The organism is Streptosporangium roseum DSM 43021, from assembly GCF_000024865.1.
Classification (GTDB): domain Bacteria; phylum Actinomycetota; class Actinomycetes; order Streptosporangiales; family Streptosporangiaceae; genus Streptosporangium; species Streptosporangium roseum.
In genome coordinates this window covers 8,347,712-8,366,408 of the sequence record NC_013595.1, presented here as the reverse complement: position 1 = coordinate 8,366,408, position 18,697 = coordinate 8,347,712, and the positions used below count along the sequence as shown (strand labels likewise).

Annotated in this window: 14 protein-coding genes; 5 read left to right on the top strand and 9 right to left on the bottom strand. The window is 65.2% G+C overall.

Going from position 1 to position 18,697, the window contains the following annotated elements:
• Positions 1–145 precede the first annotated feature (145 nt).
• The 7 genes from SROS_RS36505 to SROS_RS48905 form a co-directional block, all read right to left on the bottom strand.
• Entirely contained in the window at positions 146–631 is a 486-nt protein-coding gene (locus SROS_RS36505; protein WP_043653677.1) for a cellulose binding domain-containing protein, read from the bottom strand.
• Positions 632–797: 166 nt separating this feature from the next.
• Positions 798–1,832 (bottom strand): lytic polysaccharide monooxygenase auxiliary activity family 9 protein, encoded by a 1,035-nt coding sequence (locus SROS_RS36500; RefSeq protein WP_148269312.1) that lies wholly within the window; start codon positions 1,830–1,832, stop codon positions 798–800.
• 471 nt (positions 1,833–2,303) lie between these two features.
• Complete coding sequence (locus tag SROS_RS36495; RefSeq protein ID WP_012893973.1) at positions 2,304–2,975, bottom strand: hypothetical protein; 672 nt, start codon at positions 2,973–2,975, stop codon at positions 2,304–2,306.
• The gene (locus SROS_RS36490; RefSeq protein WP_012893972.1) at positions 2,972–4,201 is read right to left on the bottom strand and encodes an AAA family ATPase; all 1,230 of its coding nucleotides are present in this window, start codon (positions 4,199–4,201) and stop codon (positions 2,972–2,974) included. The genes SROS_RS36495 and SROS_RS36490 overlap by 4 nt, the downstream gene beginning before the upstream one ends.
• A gap of 217 nt (positions 4,202–4,418) precedes the next feature.
• The gene (locus SROS_RS36485; RefSeq protein ID WP_012893971.1) at positions 4,419–5,084 is read right to left on the bottom strand and encodes a hypothetical protein; all 666 of its coding nucleotides are present in this window, start codon (positions 5,082–5,084) and stop codon (positions 4,419–4,421) included.
• 41 nt (positions 5,085–5,125) lie between these two features.
• A complete protein-coding gene (locus SROS_RS36480; RefSeq protein ID WP_012893970.1) occupies positions 5,126–6,016 on the bottom strand; it encodes a 5'-methylthioadenosine/S-adenosylhomocysteine nucleosidase family protein in 891 nt (296 codons plus the stop codon).
• Between the two features lie 9 nt (positions 6,017–6,025).
• A complete protein-coding gene (locus tag SROS_RS48905) occupies positions 6,026–7,720 on the bottom strand; it encodes a hypothetical protein (RefSeq protein WP_012893969.1) in 1,695 nt (564 codons plus the stop codon).
• Between the two features lie 141 nt (positions 7,721–7,861).
• Here SROS_RS48905 and SROS_RS36470 point away from each other — a divergent pair, with 141 nt between their 5' ends.
• On the top strand, positions 7,862–8,575 hold the full coding sequence (locus tag SROS_RS36470; protein ID WP_012893968.1) for an NUDIX hydrolase: 714 nt from the start codon (positions 7,862–7,864) through the stop codon (positions 8,573–8,575).
• An 82-nt stretch (positions 8,576–8,657) separates the two neighbouring features.
• On the opposite strand, the gene SROS_RS36465 is transcribed toward SROS_RS36470, so the two are convergent.
• Positions 8,658–9,872, bottom strand: coding sequence for a DNA sulfur modification protein DndB (locus tag SROS_RS36465; RefSeq protein ID WP_245564413.1), 1,215 nt, complete (start codon positions 9,870–9,872; stop codon positions 8,658–8,660).
• Positions 9,873–10,533: 661 nt separating this feature from the next.
• On the opposite strand from SROS_RS36465, the gene SROS_RS36460 reads away from it, so the two are divergent.
• Genes SROS_RS36460 through SROS_RS36450 form a run of 4 tightly spaced genes read left to right on the top strand, consistent with a single transcriptional unit; the run spans position 10,534 to position 18,338 of the window.
• Complete coding sequence (locus SROS_RS36460) at positions 10,534–12,237, top strand: DNA methyltransferase family protein (protein WP_245564411.1); 1,704 nt, start codon at positions 10,534–10,536, stop codon at positions 12,235–12,237.
• Between the two features lie 50 nt (positions 12,238–12,287).
• Positions 12,288–13,922, top strand: coding sequence for a class I SAM-dependent DNA methyltransferase (locus SROS_RS36455; RefSeq protein ID WP_012893965.1), 1,635 nt, complete (start codon positions 12,288–12,290; stop codon positions 13,920–13,922).
• 13 nt (positions 13,923–13,935) lie between these two features.
• The gene (locus SROS_RS48190) at positions 13,936–15,123 is read left to right on the top strand and encodes a restriction endonuclease subunit S (protein ID WP_169369469.1); all 1,188 of its coding nucleotides are present in this window, start codon (positions 13,936–13,938) and stop codon (positions 15,121–15,123) included.
• Positions 15,120–18,338: a type I restriction endonuclease subunit R gene (locus SROS_RS36450; RefSeq protein ID WP_012893963.1), complete on the top strand. Its 3,219-nt coding sequence runs from the start codon at positions 15,120–15,122 to the stop codon at positions 18,336–18,338. The genes SROS_RS48190 and SROS_RS36450 overlap by 4 nt, the downstream gene beginning before the upstream one ends.
• Before the next feature lie 59 nt (positions 18,339–18,397).
• On the opposite strand, the gene SROS_RS36445 is transcribed toward SROS_RS36450, so the two are convergent.
• A complete protein-coding gene (locus tag SROS_RS36445) occupies positions 18,398–18,697 on the bottom strand; it encodes a DUF397 domain-containing protein (protein WP_012893962.1) in 300 nt (99 codons plus the stop codon).

The following is an 18,697-nucleotide window of genomic DNA, read 5'->3' as shown; positions in this document are numbered from 1 at the left end:
ACCGTACTGCGCGCCTCTGACAGTCGAGGCTTCGAGTCTCTTCGGCGATTGACAGGCAGGGTCTGAAACAGACCCCGGTTCAAGGAAGAGCCGGGCTGAGGGAGAGGAGCCCACCGCAGGTGCGCCATGATCGACCAGACAGACCCTAGCCGCAGGTGATCTGGGTGAAGGTCGGGGGTGAGGCGGCGGCGCCCACGAAGCCGATGTCGGAGACCCCGGCCCCCGGGGACAGGGCGGGTTTCCCGGCGGGGGCGTGGATCATCGCGACGGGACCGCTCTGCATGGGGGTGCCGTTCCAGGCCTGGGTGAGCGTCGCACCCCGGGGCATGATCCACTGGATGTACCAGTCCCGCATCGGCCGGCCGCCGGTGTTGCCGATCGTCGCGGTGCCCCGGTAGCCGCCCGGCCACGATTCGACGAGGGTGACCGTGGCCGTGCATCCGGAAGGGGAGACCGGCGGGTGCGCGACGGCCTGCCGGGTCGGCGGGTGCGTGACGGCGTGCCGGGTCGGCGGGTGCGTGACGGCGTGCCGCGCCGACGATCCCCCGCCGGCGCAGGCCGCCGCGACCAGGGCGGCCGCGGCCCCCAGCGAGATGAGACCCAGCCATGACGAGACCCTCTTTCCGGGCACCGCCCTTCCTTTTCCGGGCGCCACCTTTCCGGACACCACGGGGCTCCTTCCGCGAGAAGTGGGCAGCGGTCCAGGGAGGCGGACGGCGGTCCCGGCCGGTGACGACCGGCCGGGACCCGGTGTTCCCAGGGGCTTGGTGCGGGTGAGGGTGCAGGCCCCGGTGTTCCTAGGGGCTGGTGCAGGTGAGGGTGGGGGAGCCGCTGGTGCCCCCGCCGGTGAACCCGAACGTGGTCGAGCCGTTGGGCGCTATCGTCCGGTTCCAGTCGGCGTTCTTGGCGGTGACACCGGACCCGGACGTGGTGTAGGTGGCGTTCCACAGGCTGTTGACGGTGCTGCCGCTGCCGAGCGTCCAGTTCACCGTCCAGCCGTTGAGGCTGGAGGAGCCCCGGTTGGCCACGGTCACCTCGGCCTGGAACCCGCCCGACCAGGAGTTGACGGTCCGGTAGGTGGCGGTGCATCCGCTCCCCGGCCCGCCCGTGACGGTGGGCGTCGGAGTGGGGGTCGGCGTCACTGTCGGGGTGGGGGTCGGGGTGGGGCCTGGCCGGCCGACGCCGGTCACCTCTCCGTTGCCGCCGTCGAAGACGACGTCGGAGCAGTTGTAGAACGTCTCGTTGGAGTCGGACCGCTGCCAGACCGAGTAGATGATGTGACGGCCGGACTTGCCCGAGGGCAGCGTCGCGTTCCAGTAGTAGTGGGCGTCGTTGGTGCCCGGAGAGCCGACGCTCTGCGGGTGGTCGGCGGTGTGGAAGGGCTGCGACTCAAGGTCGTCCCAGGTGAGCGCCTGGTTGGGGTTCCAGCCGTCCTTGGTGACGTACAGGTAGAACCACCCGGGGTGGGCGGCCCACTTGTTGTACTTGAACTGGATCCCGGCTCCGGCGGTCAGGTGGGTCACCGGCCAGTCGGCGCGCGGGAGGTCGAACCCGCTGTAGCCGGGGTTGCCGCCGCTGCACGCCTGTCCGTCGGGGATGAACCCGCGGGTCCGTCCGGCGCCGTCGGAGCGGAGCACGCTGAACCAGTTGTACAGCGAGTTGGGCCCGCTCTGGGCCACCGCCGCCCCGCAGGCGGGGTTGATGGGAATGATCTGTCCGGTCGACGACAGGCCGTCCTGCCAGCAGAAGAAGGTGCGGCTGCCGGGCACCATCATGGCGCCGTGCGCCGAGGCCTGGCCGGGCACGAGAACGACGGCGAGCAGGGTGGACATGAGCGCGACCGCAGCGGCAACAGCGATACTTCGCCATTTACTCACAGAACTATCCTCCCTTTCGGGGGATGAGGAATTACTGATCGACGGCGGTGAGGCGCTCACGCGAAACGGACTCTAAGTCGCCGTTACCGAGGTGTAAACGACACGCGTTCCTGCTGGTGGATCATAAGGCGTTTGCGCAGGTCAGAAAGGCGTTAAAAGGGTACGACGTATGAAACGTTCAGAGGTTTCGTCGGGGCTTGGCCGGCAGATGCCCCGGCGAAGAAAAGGATCTTGATGCGATATCGTCACATCGAGGGAGATGCTCATGACAGGCCGAGATCCAGGGGCCAAAACGAAGGTACGGCCCGGCACCTTGGCGGGCTGTCGCTTCCCCATGATGCTCGTCAATCAGGGCAGAGGCCCAGGCGCGGCCTTCCGATGCCCCAGGCAAACAAGCGATCTTCCTGCCCCATCAGCACAAGGCTTTCAGCCTGAGATGTGCTCCGCGCAGCAACGTCCGACGTCATCCCGTAGCTGCTTCCAGGAACGATTCGAGCCCAGAGGACTGCCGAGCTTCCCGAGGGAGATGGCCTTCTCCAGGACATCAGGCGCGTCGGACTCTCGATACTTCCTGCCCGACTTGCTGATCTCTTCCACCAGGATCCGCTTGGGATCAGTGAGCCTGCCAGTGTCCTTTCCCCAGTACTTCTGCGGAAGCTTCCACCCCGCTACCAGCGCCGCCAGAGCATCGGGAAACAGCAGGAGCCACGCCTCTGTCTCCCAAACGGCCAGAACGTGATGGGCGGAGTCGAATGCCTTCCCAAGCGCCTTTTCCACACGCTCCCGGATGGGATGGTAATCAGCCCCGTCTGTCCTGTCGAGGTCCTCGTGAATGAACACGCACGCGACCTCGGCGCTATCTCTCGCGGCTCGCGCGTTTACGAGCCTTCGGAGCCTTTCGACCCGTCTCTCCAGCTCGATGCCTGTCGCGTCACAGAGCCGCAGCGTGCCGTTGATCTCCACGAGGCGACCGCGCATGTCCGGGCAGTACGCCTCCAGGAGGATGCGCAGGCACCTGCGGTCGTTGCTGGCCTCTCCGGCGAGCACCACGATCGGCCGCTTGGTCGCCGCTATCCGCGTGCCGCCCTTCCGGCTCACAGATCGCCGCCCAGCGCTCCGGCGAACCACAGCTCACCCAGCGGTTCCCCCTCGCTCGCCTCCACGATCTCGATGATGCGCTGGACGGAGAGTGCCGGGATCGCGGAGGATCCGTCGTCCTGCCGCTGGCAGATCACCAGCTCTTCAGGCTTCAAGCGGTCGGCGAAGGCCGGAGAGTGGGTGGCGATGAGAAACTGGGTCCGCTCGCTCGCCTCACGGAGCCTCTCCACGAGTAGTTCGAGTGCCTGTGGATGGAGGCCGTGGTCGATCTCCTCCACGCAGGTCAGCGCGGGGGGTCTCGGATCGTAGAGCAGTGCCAGGAGGCCAAGAAGCCGGATTGTGCCGTAGGAAGCGTCGGCGAGTTGGGTGGGTCGGCGGAGCCCGCGTTCGTGGAGAACGACGACGACCTCTCGTGCCGCGCCCGACGGATACTCGAAGTCGATGGACTCAAGCTGGGGAAGCACCGTGACGGCATCCTCCTCAAGGCGGCTCCAGGCGTCGCTGTCTTCCTTTCGGAGCGTGAGCAGGAAGGCGGCGAGATTGGCTGCGTCGTCTTCGAGAGAATCACCCCCCCTCTGGAGAAGCCTGGACGGTCGCCGTGCGGCGTCGACGCTTACGTCGAAGACGCGGAACTCACCGAGCCGCGAGGCCAGGGCACGGACCTCCCGCGCTCCGGCTTCTTCCGAAAGCCGCGGCAAGGTAGACAGGCCGCTGCTGAGGCTGCTGATCCCCGTGGTGCGCATGTGCGCGTCGGACCGAAGGACATCGAGGATTGACGGAGTGTGGCGCACCGAGACGGCCCGCACTTCGACCGCGTCGCTTCTGATGAGGATCTCGTTACCCCCCTGGGGCCCTGGGAATTTGAATCGCTCAAATCTGGTGAGCTGTCCCTGAGACGCGGGGTCGTTCAGAGCAACGACCAGTTCATACTCATCGGAATCCTCAAGGGTGGCATGTGGAGTCCACGCTGCCTTCAGCTTGATCCGGAAGTGGTCAGGGATGCTCTCACCCCCCCGGAACAGGATCTCGTCGAAGCCGCCGTGCTCGTCCATCGCCGGAATCAAGTCGGTGCGGATCATGTCGGCGAGGAACCGGAAGACTTTCAGCACATTTGTCTTGCCAGCGCCGTTCGGGCCGATGAGCACGTTCACCGGACCTAGAGGGAGCTTGATGCTCCGCAAGCTTCGGAAATTCTCCACCTCAAGCTCGACGAGCCGTTTCTCCACGGTTCACATCCCCACCACTCATGATCGCCGTGAGACGGTCGCGGCTACTCAACAGGATCTACAGAGACTTACTTACACCACCATGCCCTTGTACGGCGGGCGTCTGCGCGTCCTCCACATCCTGCTTGTGCGGCATGGCCTCGACACCGATCTCGAAGAACCGGCGGCCCCTGTATCGAACGGGCACGAGTCGGCCGTATGACGTGATGTGGCGACATCAACCCTGACTCGACTCCGCCGGGCGGCTGTGGTCCCAGGCGGTGGTGAATAGAAGGAGCGCGTAGTCGTACATCAGCCCGGGACGGTGCGCGACGATGCATGGCGAGTTACGGCCGTGCTTCGCCTGCTGGTAGATGGTCAGGTAGGCGACGTTGTCGGTGGCGATGACGCGGTGCACGTTCGGCAGATCGTAGAACCGCAGCGAGACGTGCTCGCGGTGCCGGGCGACCTCACTCACATAGGCGGCGTTGATGTGAACCTGCTCGGCGAGAAGTCCGGAGGAGAAGCCCAGATCCACCCGGCGCATCTCCTCCTCCCGTCTGGAGAGCCAGGATCCGGGACCGAGGCTGGCGTCGGGCAGGAGGATTTGTACGGACTCCAGACGCCTGCCCGCGGCCTCCCAGACGGTGGCGAACCCGTCGCGGGTGAGCTCGTTGCCGCGGCCAGCGAGAACACGCACCCAGCGTGCGCGGGCCAGCTCGGTCGCCAACTCCCGGGAGGCCAGGGACTGCAGAGAGAGGACGCGGCGGACTCCCAGACCTGTCAGCCGGGAGAGAAGCGCGACAGGCCACTGGCGGGAACGCATGGAGAAAGCCCAACTTCCTACGACGGTGAGGGCGGTGGCGAGAAGAGAGCTCACCACACCGAGCGTGAACGCGTCCATCTCTCGTCTCCTTCATTGAAGGCCGCGGGAAAGTCAGGTCGTCAGGTCCTGCCGATCATCAGATAGGGCAGGAGGTTGCGCAGGACCGTCGCCGCGTGCCGCGCGGCGATCTCGTGGTAGTCGTCGTTCTTCTTCGAACTGGCATCGTCGGAGATCCCCCGTACGACGGCCCAGCCGATCACGGTCTGGGACCCGCCCCGCTCGTGGAAGGCCTGGGTTAGGCCGCCGGCTTCCATGTCCACGGCGAGGATCTTGTCGTTGAAGGCTTTCAGGTATCGGATGATCTCCGACTTTGCGTCCGCGATCACTGCTTCACCAGAGCCGATCGGTCCGGTGAGCACTCGGTAGTCGCGTATGGTGCCGTCGGTGTCGGTGGTGTGAAACTTGGCAGGCTCGCCGTAGTCGGTGAAGAAGGCGTGGACGGCGTGGCCGATCGCAGCCGGCGTTTCCCGCTCCTCACCTCTGTGTTGCCGTCCATCAGGGGTTTCCTTGCGGAGGTCGTAGTAGACGACCCGGGTGGCCAGGACGACGTCGCCGACTGCGATGTCCTTGTGGATGCCCCCGCCGATCCCGGTGAGGACGACGACCGCAGGGTTGTAGTGCCGCCGAAGATTGTCGAAGGCCATCATGGTCGACCTCTGCCCCTGAGCCAGGGCGCGGATCGCGGCGACCCGGGTGGCCACGCCGCGGACGTTCACGGTTCCGTCGAAGAAAGGGAGTTCGCTACTTGGGGCGCGCTCTAGACCGAGCACGTTGTGGACCGCTCTGGCCTCTTCGGTGAGGATGGTTATCACCCCGACGTCGGCGCGTCTGGCGTTCGCTGCTTTCTTCTCGCGGTCGGCCGGTATGTTGACCGTCGCCCCGTGCCCGACTGCGGACTGGCTGACCTCCATGGACCCTCCGTAGTTGACGATGCCGCTGTTGCCGTTCATGATTTCTCCTTACTCCATGGGGGAATCCCCGTGGCTGTCATCGGACTCGCGGGTGTCGGGGCGGACCTGAGCATTTGCGCCAACCGCCGACTGCTTCATTTCGATCTTTCCTCCCATGCTGAGCACGCCCATGTTCACGATACTGGTCGCCTTTTTATTGAATGCCGAGGTGTCGAGTTTTTTTAGCTCCAGGAATTCTTCGGCGGCCTTCAGAAGTCGCTGCTCGATGAGTTTCATATAGTCATATATCGTTGCCTTGTCCAGTTGCGCCTGGTTCCAAGGAACGGATTTCTCCTCTCTAATGCTCAACTGGGCGCCGATGGCCGCTCCGCGGCGAGGAACGAGTAAGCGGTTCCTCCGCGCCAACGCGGCGCCGATCAGGAATGATGGGGCTTCGACCAGATTCCGTACCTCCGCCACCCCGGCCGGCAGGTTGCGCAGCCCACGAAACGCGGAACGCAGCACCGCGCTTCTGTCGTTCTCTTTGAAAGCGTTGAGGAGGTGGTATTCGGCCGGCGTGCGGGTCAACGCACAGGCGGCGAAGTCAAGACTGAGAGCTCGGCCCTTGATGCTCACCCGCAGGAAAACCGTTGTCATCACCTCGCCGGTGACGCTTGTGCGGATCTCCAGAAAATGATGGGCGATGCCATGGGGGTCATCGACGATTCTTCCTATGTCGTCCCGATCGGGTCGCTCTCTCAGCCATTCAGGGTCAGGTGGAACATCGGCCTCTGCTATATAGAGCCGATCGTTTCTGTCGAAGCCTCGCAGTCTGGTCGGGTCGCTGACGTCTCCCATTGCGCCCATCGCCTCTTTCAGATGCGCAACAAGCTCGCGTGCTTTGAACGGCGGAGCCATCCGCTCGCGCTCCTCCATTGAAGTATCCGGCCCGCCTTCGCTGCTTAGAAGTTGAATTGTGAGCGGAGGAATCCACCGGTGAATAAGCTTGCCGCTTCCTATGAACGGACTCGTCTTGCTGTCCAGCAGATCGAAGTCGAGATCCTCTTTGCTTTTTTCGGTTTCCTGAGGCAAGGGCCTGCGATAAACGACATAGGGATGGGATTGCTGATCGTTGATCGTCTGCTCCCGCCGGGTGAGCTTGCGGGGGCGCAGGGGGCCCGTGCCGTGCATGCGGTTGAGGCACAACTGGTGGATGGCGCCCCTTCCTGCCACTGCGAGGACGATGAGCAGCGTGAAAAGCAGCGCCGCTGTCGCCATCTCGTCCAGAGACGTCTGGGAGATTCCGGCGATCAGGGGCGGCGCCGCGATGAGGGCGCCGCATCCCACACCACTGAGCTGAAGGAGGCGCGTCTGCTGCCGCAGTTCGTCTGACTCTCTGCGCCACCTCGTCCGCCACAGCAACCTGTCCATCGCCTCTTTGCTCCGGAGCGGGAGCACCGCCACGGCGCTTCTGACCATCAGTCGAGACAGGTGCCATAAGCCGAGCCCGCTGGCGACGGCGAGGATGGCCGGCGGATTGACCATGAAGCCGGTCCCGAACACCGCCAGGACGCACACGTGCTGCCCCATCTCCAGGCCCCATGACTTCCAGGCATGCCTCACGACCGGGACGAGGTCGAAGCCGTAGGACGGGGCGACCATGCGTGTCGTGTCGTTGTGCACCTGGCGAAGGACGACTCGGCGGAAGGCGGGATCGAGATACACGCCTGCGCAGAGGTGCCGCGTGGCCGCATCCTCCCTCATGGTCTCGCAGTGTTCTTTTCCGCTGCGTACTGCACTGGGTCGGGCCAAGTCGCCCTCCTCCACTCTTCGTTTAGGTCAGTCCGACCATAAGTTGCCCCGACGTTTTAAGTCAACATGACCTTTAGCTAAAGTGTTCTTGTGATGGAAAGATCCAGCCGAACCCGGGCGTCGGCCACTGTGACGGTCGATCTGGTGATCTTCACTGTCCGGCAGGGGCGGCTGCAGGTCCTGCTGATCGAGCGCGGCAATACGCCGTACCTGGGACAGGCGGCGCTGCCGGGCGGGTTCGTCCGTGACGGGGAGACCCTGGATGAGGCCGCGCTACGGGAGTTGAGTGAGGAGACCGGGCTTGACGGTCGCACGCTGCATCTGGAGCAGTTGCATGCCTACAGTGACCCGGATCGTGATCCGCGGGGCAGAGTGATCACGGTGGCTTATCTGGCGCTCGGCCCCGATCTGCCGCTGCCCGTCGCCGGCACCGATGCCACAGCGGCACGATGGGAGCCGGTCTCGTCCGCTCTCTCCGACGACACGTCACTGGCCTTCGACCACGCCGCGATACTCCGCGACGGGCTGGAGCGGGCGAGGTCGCAGCTTGAGCACACGACAGTGGCCGCGGCGTTCTGCCCTGAACCTTTCACCGTCGGCGACCTGCGCCATATCTATGAGGCCGTGTGGGGATTCAAGCTCGATCCCAGTAATTTCCGCAGGAAGGTGACACGGGCCGAAGGGTTCCTCGACCCCACGGGCGAGCGCCGCTTTCCCGAGACCGGCAGACCGGCAGCGCTCTACCACCGGGGATCCGCGTCGCTGCTCATCCCGCCGTTGTTGCGATCAGGTGAGGTCTCCTCCTGAGCTGAAGCTTGCGCCGAGTTTCGCCGGCGCGGATCCGGGCTACGTGGGTATGGCGGCGCAGCCCGGGCTCGCGCGACTTGCACTACCAGCCGCGGATCTTGCGGCCGTGCTCGGTGTCGGGGTGCAACAGGGCGTCGGCGACCCGCCCGCCGGAGTCCTTGGCCCCGCCGCCGAAGTTGAGGGTCCCCTGGGCGTTCGCACTGGCGGCGACGCCGTCCCAGTAGCGGGCCTCGCGCTCCCAGCGCACCGAGTCCAGCAACTCGACCAGCTCGTCCTGGCTCAGCTGTCGGCCTGAGACCGCCCAGCCGGTGGCCTGATGCGCGGCGATGCCGATCCCGGCGAGTACGGCGGGCGCGGAGACAGCACCGCGCACGGCGAGGTGCGGATACAGCTGCGTGATGAGCACCGACAGCAGGGGGACGAGCCGGCGCTCGGCCTGCTCGGCGGTGACCCCCTCCGGCAGGTCGTTCGCGTGCAGGGTCGCGGAGGACAGGCCGAGGCCGGCCCTCCCGTGCAGCGCGGTGATCACCAGCACCCGCAGGGCGGAGAGGGTGACGAGCTCCGGGTCAGTCTTGGTGAGCTGCCGCTTGCGGGACTGCACCAGCTTGGCGAACGACACGATCTTTCCGTCGTGGTCGACCTTGACCGCGCCGGCGAGGCGGTGGGCGAGCTGGGTGCCGATGTCGCGCTGGTCCATGGACATCGCCAGATTCTTGGCGACCGGCACCCCTTCGACGTTGCGGTCATAGAAGATCTGCCGGGCGTCCTCGACACCCAGCCCGAAATACAGTTCGAACGGCACCCGGACCGCACTCAACCGCTCGTAGGTGATCCCGAAGCGCTCCGGGTTGTCGTACAGCTCGTGCCAGGCGGCGACCTGGGTCTCCCCATCGATGGCCATCACCGGTGAGCCCGTGATCATCGTGATGGTGCGGATGCCGCTGCCGGAGACCAGTTCGTCGCCGACCGCGCCGGGCTGCCCGTCCAACCAGAGTGTGATCGGCGGAGTGGACCAGCCGGAGCCGTACTCACCGTTGAGGCCGGAGGCGATGTAGGAGGCGTAGGCGGTAACGTTCCGGCCCTTCTGGGTGGACTTCAGCATCCGCTGCACCAGGCTACGGAGCTCGGCGTGCCGGCGCAGGGTGCCGGGAGCGTACTTCAGCGCCCGCTTGTCCTCCTCGGTCTTCGGGGAGGGCACGAGCTGGAGCAGCGTGGGCAGCCCCATCGTGCCGATCACCGCGTCCGTGCGGAACGGGATCACGGTCAGCCGGATGCCCTCGACGGTTGTGGTCGGCATGGTCAGGTTCATCGTTCAGGCTCGCTCTCGACATGGGACGGCTGAGGCCCCGTGAGGTTTCACCAGATCCGGAGGGGTCCGGGGCGGTGTGGGTCGAGAGTGGCACCCTTCGCGCATCTAGCCGAAGAAATTACTGATAACCCCCCTTGTCAATAAAAGTGACTTCGTTTCTCCTTTCTGGTCGTAAGGTAGGCAAAGCCGAAGTCCGGCAATGGTTACGGGAGGGAGAAATCGTATGGCGCACACACCGTCCACGCTCCCGGAAACCTCTGATATCGGGCTGGTCTCGATGTCCGAAATTGCCGTTATGGCACAAGTGCAGCGCTCCGTGGTCTCTACCTGGCGCCGTAGGTACGCAGACTTCCCCTCGGCCGTCTCCGCCAGCGCCGGACGCCCGTGGTTCCACGGTCGGGAGGTGGTCGAATGGCTGCTCGCCACGGGGCTGGGTAAGGCCGACCCTGCCCAACTCCGGGCGGAATTGTCCCTTTATGTCATTACGGCCCATGCGGACCGGTTCGGCTCACGCAATCTCATCGAGATCGTCGGCAGCTTGCTCTGCCTACGCCACCTTGCCGAAAAGCCTCTTATTTCCGACAAAACAGTCAATGCACATATAAACGCGCATGACGAGTGGGGCACGCTCTGGCGCCGGGCCGAACGGATGGATCCGGAAGACGAGTTCGTCCTGCGCGAGCTGCGGGCCGCCGACGACTCGGCCGCCGCGCTGGCGCATCTCGCCGAAGACCTGGTTGAGGCCGCCTACACCAACGAGGGCGCATACGAGTGGCTCCTGGAGTTGCGGGCACGCCTCGGCCTCACCGAACTCGCCGCCGAGGCGCTCACTCTCGACCTTCGGCAGTTGCTCGTCCAGCTCGCCGATCCCCGGTCCACGGTGGAGCGACGCGGGAAGATCACCGTCGCCGACCCTCACGCCCAGGCGGGGGATCTCCTGGCGGCGATCGTGCGTGCCGTCGACGATCCCACGACGGTATGCGCCCTGGCCGCCGAGCCGGACGGCTGGCTCGCCCGACTCATCCGCCGTCGGCTGCTGCTCAGTGGCGTCGAAGAGCTCGACCTCGACGTCCAGGCCGGCAGCGATCTGGAGGAGCGGTTGGCGGATCCGGACCTGATCGTCACTCAGCTTCCCTACCAGGCGGGCGAGAAGCGTTCGAAGATCGCCGCGCTGGAGGGCGTCGAGAGGATCAGCGATCTGCTGGGTCCCGGCTGCACCGCTCTCGTGCTCGGTCCCGCCGACGCCCTCGTCGACGCGTTGCCGGGCACCGAGGAGGCCCAGCTCCGCTCGGGTCTGCTGCGCAGCGGTGTCGTCGAGGCCGTCGTCAATCTCCCCGGCGGCGTGACGCCGTACCGCCCCGGCTACCGCTGCGCGCTGTGGGTGCTCACCCGCGACCCGGTGGATGCCGCACGCGGATACGTGCTGCTCGCTGACATCAGCGACGAGTCGCTGAGCGAACAGGTGCGCACCCGGTTGGCCGAGGACGTCCTGCTCTGGCGTGCCGAAGGCCACCGCCGTGAGGATGGGCACGATCCCCGCTACGGGCGCATCGTCTCCGTCAAGCGGCTCGACGAGGACTTCGGTGGCCCGCTCACTCCACCGGGGCCGCCCATCTCCCAGGTCCTGGCCCGTACGGTGGACGAACGCCCCGCACTGATCGCCGAGGCCGAGGGCCGGTTGGCGCGGGCCGCCGAACACGCCCGAGGGCACGCCGAGGAGCACGACCGTCCGCGCGTCAACGTCGTACGGCGCACCGGCACCGTGCCCATGCCCGCCACCGTCGGAGCCCTCATCGCGGAGTGGCGCGTGGTAAAGGTCAAAGGCCACCGCATCGAACCCGGACACGTGGTGCCAGGCGGTCACCATGACGTGCTCGGCCCCGAGGAGATCTGCGGCGCCGCCCCGGTCGGCGCGCGACGCATCGACCGAGCCGTCCTCGCCACGTACAGGTATGCCGCCTTCACCGAGCCCGGCGACATCGTCTACACCGTCGCGCCGCGGCTCGGCCTGATGGTCGACCACGGCGGCTTCTCCATCGTCGAGTTCCCCGCCCGCATCCTGCGCATCATCCCCGACGCCGAACGTCCGTTCACCCCCCGCGTCCTCGCGGCCCTGCTCGGTGCGGCGAAGCACACCGGCCGCAGCCCCGGTGCGGTACGGCCCGCGCGGCGGATCGAGGACTTCGCGGTCCCCGATCTGGACCCGATGGACGTCGAGCGCTTCGACGCCTTCCTCGCCGACATCGACCGGCGCCGGGAGCTGTTACGCGCGCAGGACGACGCGCTCGTCGAGATCCACCGTCTGACGGTCGCGGGGTTCGCCGACGGCACCCTCACCATCGACGATTCCTGATCCATCACCACCTTTCATCACTGGCTCCCACCCCCTCGGAGAAGAGAACGATGCCCCCCCGCAAGCGAGCAACCCCCGGCCAGGGCGAACTGCTCAGCATGTCCAGCACCAAGGAGATCCAGGACATCCTGTGGAAGGCGGCGGACAAGCTCCGCGGCTCCATGGACGCTGCCCAGTACAAGGAGTTCGTCCTCGGCCTGGTCTTCCTCAAATACGTCTCCGACGCCTTCGCCGAACGCCGCGCCACGCTCGCGGCCGATCCGGAGCTGGCCGAGCTTCCCGAGCACCGCCGCGCGGCGTTCCTGGAGGAGAAGGACGAATACACCGAGGCCAACGTCTTCTGGGTCCCGCCGCCCGCCCGCTGGGACTACATCTCCGACAATGCGCAGAGCGCGGTGGACGGCGTCGGCAAGCTCCTCGATGACGCGATGGACGCGATCATGAAGGAGAACCCGACCCTCACCGGGGTCCTCCCGAAGATATTCAACCGGGACAACGTCGACAAGAAGCGGCTCAAGGAGCTCGTCGACCTGATCAGCGACGCCCGCTTCACCGGCCACGGTGCCCGTCCCGCGCAGGACGTGCTCGGCGAGACCTACGAGTATTTCCTGGAGCGGTTCGCCCGCGCCGAGGGTAAGCGCGCCGGGGAGTTCTACACCCCCGCGAGCGTGGTGCGGCTGCTGGTGGAAATTCTTGAGCCGTACGAAGGGCGGGTGTACGACCCGTGCTGCGGCTCGGGCGGCATGTTCGTCCAGGCCGGCAAGTTCGTCACCGCGCACGCGGGCCGTGACCACACCCATGACATCGCGGTCTACGGCCAGGAGACCAACGAGCGCACCTGGCGCCTGGCGAAGATGAACCTCGCCATCCACGGCATGGACCCCAAGGGCGTGGGCGACCGCTGGGCCGACACCTTCGACGATGACAAGCTGCCCGACCTCAAGGCCGACTTCGTGATGGCCAACCCGCCGTTCAACCTGTCCGACTGGGCACGGAACGTGGGCGACAGGCGGTGGATGTACGGCGTTCCGCCGCAGTCCAACGCCAACTACGCCTGGCTGCAGCACATCGTCTTCAAGCTGGGCGAGCGCGGCAGCGCGGGCGTGGTGCTGGCGAACGGGTCGATGGCCTCCAAGCAGTCGGGGGAGGGGGAGATCCGGACGAAGCTGGTTCAGGCGGACTTGGTGGCGTGCATGGTGGCGCTGCCTGGCAACCTGTTCCGCACCACGGCGATTCCGGCCTGCCTGTGGTTTCTGACCAAGGACAAGACCCCGCAGGGTGCAAAGGCACTGGCCGAACGGCGCGGTGAGGTGCTGTTCATCGACGCTCGCAATCTGGGGACGATGGTCGATCGCACCGAGCGCATCCTGACCGACGAGGACCTCGCCCGGATCGCCGACACGTATCACGCCTGGCGTGGGACCAGGTCAGCCAGAGCGAAGGGCCTGAAGTACGAGAACGTGGCCGGCTTCTGCCACTCGGCGAGTTTGGAGGAGATCCGTGAGCACGACTTCGTGCTGACGCCGGGGCGGTATGTCGGTGCGACGGAGGTCGAGGAGGACCCGGATGCCGAGCCGGTGGAGGAGCGGGTCGCACGGCTGACGAAGGAGCTCTTCGAGCACTTCGAGGAGTCGGCGCGGCTGGAGAAGGTCGTGCGCGAGCAGTTGGGAGGTATTAATGCCTAGAGGTTGGCCTCTTTTGGAGCTGTCAAAAGTTGGCGTCCAGGTCCATGATTGCGAGCATAGGACACCACCAGAAGCTGAAACTGGATATCCGTACATTGCCATCCCCAACATTGTTGATGGTCGACTAGACCTCACTCAGGTTCGCCTTATCTCGACAAGTGATCTGGAAGAATGGAATCGCCGCACGAAGCCCATCGCTGATGATGTTATTATCACTCGACGTGGACGGGTTGGCGACTCTGCTGTCATCCCTGATGATCTCGAATGTGCCATTGGTCAGAACCTTGTTATTCTGCGATCGAGCGGCATGGATGTTAATCAAAAATATTTGCGCTGGGCGGTGCGGGGGAAGTATTGGGAATCGGAAGTTGAACGTCTAATAAACGTGGGATCCATCTTCGATAGTCTGAATGTGCGAGATATTGCACGCATGAGGATTCCTGTTCCTCCAATGCAATTTCAGCTGGTCATAGCGGAAGTGCTTGGAGCGTTGGACGACAAGATCGCGGCCAACAAGCGCACCGCAGCGACAGCTCTCGAACTCGCCAGCGCAAAATATTCGGCTGCCGCTGCCATGTCTGCCGACTGGTGCACGGTCACGCTTGACGCTGCAGCACGATGGCTATCTGGAGGCACTCCAAAAACCAGCGAACCAGACTATTGGAATGGTGATATTCCATGGATTTCGGCTTTGAGCTTGAAATCGCCGTGGATCGATGACTCAGATCGGAAGCTGACGGAGGTTGGCGCTCGTTCGGGAACTCGAATCGTTCCAAGCGGCAGTGTAATTTTCGTTGTTCGCGGATCAAGTTTAAAGACTGAGTTCAGGGTCGGCATCACTCAACGAGAAGTGGCATTCGGGCAAGACTGCAAAGCACTTATAGCCGCCGAATCAATCGATTCACATGTGCTGTTCCATGCCATCCGATCCAGGACCCCGGAGATTATGGCGATGGTTGACGAGACGAGTATTGGTGCTGGGCGCCTTTCGACGGACTTAATTTCCAAGCTTGATATTCGGGTTCCGAAACATCAAAAGAACAAGACGGCGGATGAACTGCGTTCGCTCGATGAGGTTGCAGCGCGGTGCCAAAAAGAATCCCGTATCCTCGCTGCCCTTCGTGACACCCTCCTCCCTCAATTAATGTCCGGAAAGCTATGTGTCCGGGATGCGGAGCAGATCGTCGAGGACGCCTTATGACGACCGACAAGCACGATGGCAAGATGACCGAGTCCGTCTGGGAGCGGCTCGCCCTGGAGGAGCTCGCCGAGCTTGCCTGGGAGCCCAAGGCCGGAAAGGACGTCGCCCCCGGCTCCGGGAGCCGTAGGGCATGGGACGACCTGATCCTCTACGACGAGCTGCGTGCGGCGATTGGGCGGTTGAACCCCGCCCTGCCCCCCACCGCCGTGGACGAGGCTCTCAGCATCGCCACCACTCCCAAGTCCCTCGACGCCCTCCCCGAGAACCGGCTCGCCCACGACTATCTGACCTCCGGCATCCGGGCCGTCACCTACACCGACGACTTCGGCGCTGAGCACACCCCCACGATCCGGCTCGTCGACCTGCGCAACCCGGACGCGAATACCTACCACGTCGTCAACCAGGTCACCGTCATCGACAACGACCGCAAGCGCCGCTTCGACGCCGTCCTCTACGTCAACGGCCTGCCGCTCGCCGTCATCGAGCTGAAGAGCGCCGCCGACGAGCACGCCACGCTCAAGGACGCGCACGCCCAGCTGAGCACCTACCTCGACGAGTTTCCCCTCGCGTTCCGCTACAACGTGCTCTGCCTGATCTCCGACGGGATCACCGCCAAGTACGGCACGCCGTTCACCGCCTATGAGCACTTCGCGCCCTGGAACGTGGACGAAGACGGTGACCCGGTGGACACCAACGCCTCCGACCACGAAGGACCGGAGGCGCTGTTCCTCGCCCTGCACGGCCTGTTCAACCAGCCGCGATTCCTAACCTTCACTCGCGACTTCGTCAACTTCACCCCCCAGGGCAAGCGCATCGCGAAGCCGCACCAGTTTCATGCCGTTCAGAAGGCCGTCGAGGCGATCGTCGAGGCGTCCCGCAGCAACGGGCAGGCCGGGGTGATCTGGCACACGCAGGGCTCCGGCAAGTCCGAGGAGATGGTGTGCACCAGCGCGCTGGCCTCCAGACACCCCGCGCTCAACAACCCCACCATCGTCGTCATCACCGACCGCACCGATCTCGACGACCAGCTTTTCGGCACCTTCCAGGACAGTCAGACCCTTCTCGGTCAGACCCCGATCCAGGTGCAGACGCGTGAGGAACTCCGCGCGGAGCTGACCAACCGCCGGACTGGTGGCATCGTCTTCACCACGCTGCAGAAGTTCGGCCGCACGAAGGAGGAGAAGGACCTCGGCGTGGACCATCCGCTTCTGTCCGACCGGCGCAACATCCTGGTCATCGTCGACGAGGCGCACCGCAGCCACTACGACAACCTCAACGGCTACGCCCGGCGCCTGCGTGAGGCTCTGCCGTGCGCCACGCTCCTCGCCTTCACCGGCACACCCATTTCCAAAGCCGAGGCCAACACCCGCGAGGTCTTCGGCGGGGGCAAGGACTACATCGACGTCTATGACCTGAAGCGGGCTGTAGATGACGGCGCGACGGTCCGGGTCTACCACGAGCCCCGGCTCATTCCGGTCTCGCTGCCCCCGGATGTGGATCCGGAGACCATCGACCAGCAGGCCGACGACCTGACCGCAGGCATGGACGACGCCGAGCGCCGCCGGGCTCTGCACTACGCCACGCAGATGACCAACGTGTACGGTGCGCCCGACCGGATAAAGACCCTCGCTGAGGATTTGGTGGCGCATTGGGAGAAGCGTTCGGAGTTGATGCGCCCGCAGATCGGCGGGCCGGGCAAGGCGATGATCGTCTGTGCTACTCGGGACGTCTGCGTCAGGGTCTACGACGCCCTCGAAGAGCTGCAACCCGAATGGGCGGACGACGACCCGACCAAGGGCAAAATGAAGATCGTCTTTCATAGCGTTCCCAGCGACGAGAAGCACCTGAAAGCCCACGCCCTGCGCCCCTCCCAGCACAGGATCGTCCAGGCCCGGGCGAAGGATCCCGACGACGAGCTGGAGCTGCTCATCGTCCACTCCATGCTGCTTACCGGCTATGACGCCCCGCCGATCCACACCATCTACATGGACCGCCCCATGCAGGGCGCGAACCTGATGCAGGCCCTGGCCCGTGTCAACCGCCGTTTCCGCGGCAAGCAGGACGGCTTGCTCGTCGGTTACGCGCCACTCACCGAGAGTCTCAAGAAGGCCCTCGCCGAATACACCCCGAGTGACCGGCAGGACCAGACATTGGGCCGGGACGTCGAACGGGCCATCACCGAGGTTCGTAACGAGTATTCGACCATCTGCGGCCTGCTCGCCGGCATCGACTGGCGGGCGCTACTCGTCGACACCTCCACGTCTCAGCCGCGGACGCGCGCGTGCCGCTTGACGGCCAATCATCTGCGTGCTCCGAGCACCCCCGGCAACCAGAGCGAGCCGGGAGCCAAGACGCTCGCCGTACGCTTCCGGGAGAGCGCCACGCGGCTGGAGCGCTTCTACGGGCTCTGTGCGATGAGCAGGGAGATCTCAGAGCGCTTCGAAGACCTTAAAGCATGGCGCCGGGATATCGCCTTCTTCAGCGAGGTGCGGGCCTGGATGGTGAAGCTGGACGCCGCGGACCGCGAGGCCAGCGGCAAGCCGGTGGCGGCCGAGGTCAGCCTCTACCTGTCCCAGCTGGCGGCCTCCGTCGTCGACGCCGATGAGATCACCGACCTGTACGCCGAGGCCGGCATCGGGCAGCTCGACATCACCCAGCTCAGCGACCAGCACCTGCGCAAGATCCAGGAGTCCGAGACACCTCACCTGGTCGCCGAGGCGCTGCGCCGGTTGATCGAGCAGAAGATGCGTGAGGTGACCCGGCACAACATCGTCCGTCAGGAGAGCTTCACCGAGCGCCTCGAAGACCTGATGACCCGCTACATGCGGCAGCAGCTCACCAGCGCCGAAATGATCGCCGAGCTGGTCGCCATGGCAAAGGAGGTCTCCGCGGACGCCCGGCGCGGTGAGCGATTCGACCCTCCGCTCAACCATGCCGAACTCGCCTTCTACGATGCCGTGGCCAACCACGGCCTCGCGAAAGCTCTCATGGGGGACGACACCCTCGCGGAGATCGCCCGCGCACTGGTCACCGACATCCGCAAGAACCTCAGCGTCGACTGGCTCTCCCGCGAGCCGGTGCGTGCCAAGCTGCGCAGCCGCGTCCGGCGCCTGCTGGCGAAGTTCGACTACCCGCCCGAGGAGGAACGCGAGGCCGTGGACCTCGTGATCAAGCAGATGGAAGCCTTTGCCAACGAGTGGTCTCCGAAGGCGTAGCAATCGGTGTTCATGCTTGAACGTGGCAGTCGCTGAACCACCGTGCTCGTCTGGCGGCGTCAGAGCACCCGGTCCGCCGTGAGGGTGCCGTCCTTGATGGTGGTGAGGAAGGCGTCCCACTCGGCGGGAGAGAAGGCCAGGACAGGGCCAGCGGGATCCTTGGAGTCGCGGACCAGGAAGAGGCGGTCGGCGTCCGGGGTGGGGTCGGTTCCAGGGTGAGGGCTGTCGGCGAGGGCAACTTCGACACAGTTCTGGCCGTTCCCGCTGAGGGAGCTCTTGTGCCAGATGCCGACCTCGACACAGTTGGAACCGTTGCCACTCTGACTACTCTTACGCCATGCGATACGGGATACGTCCAC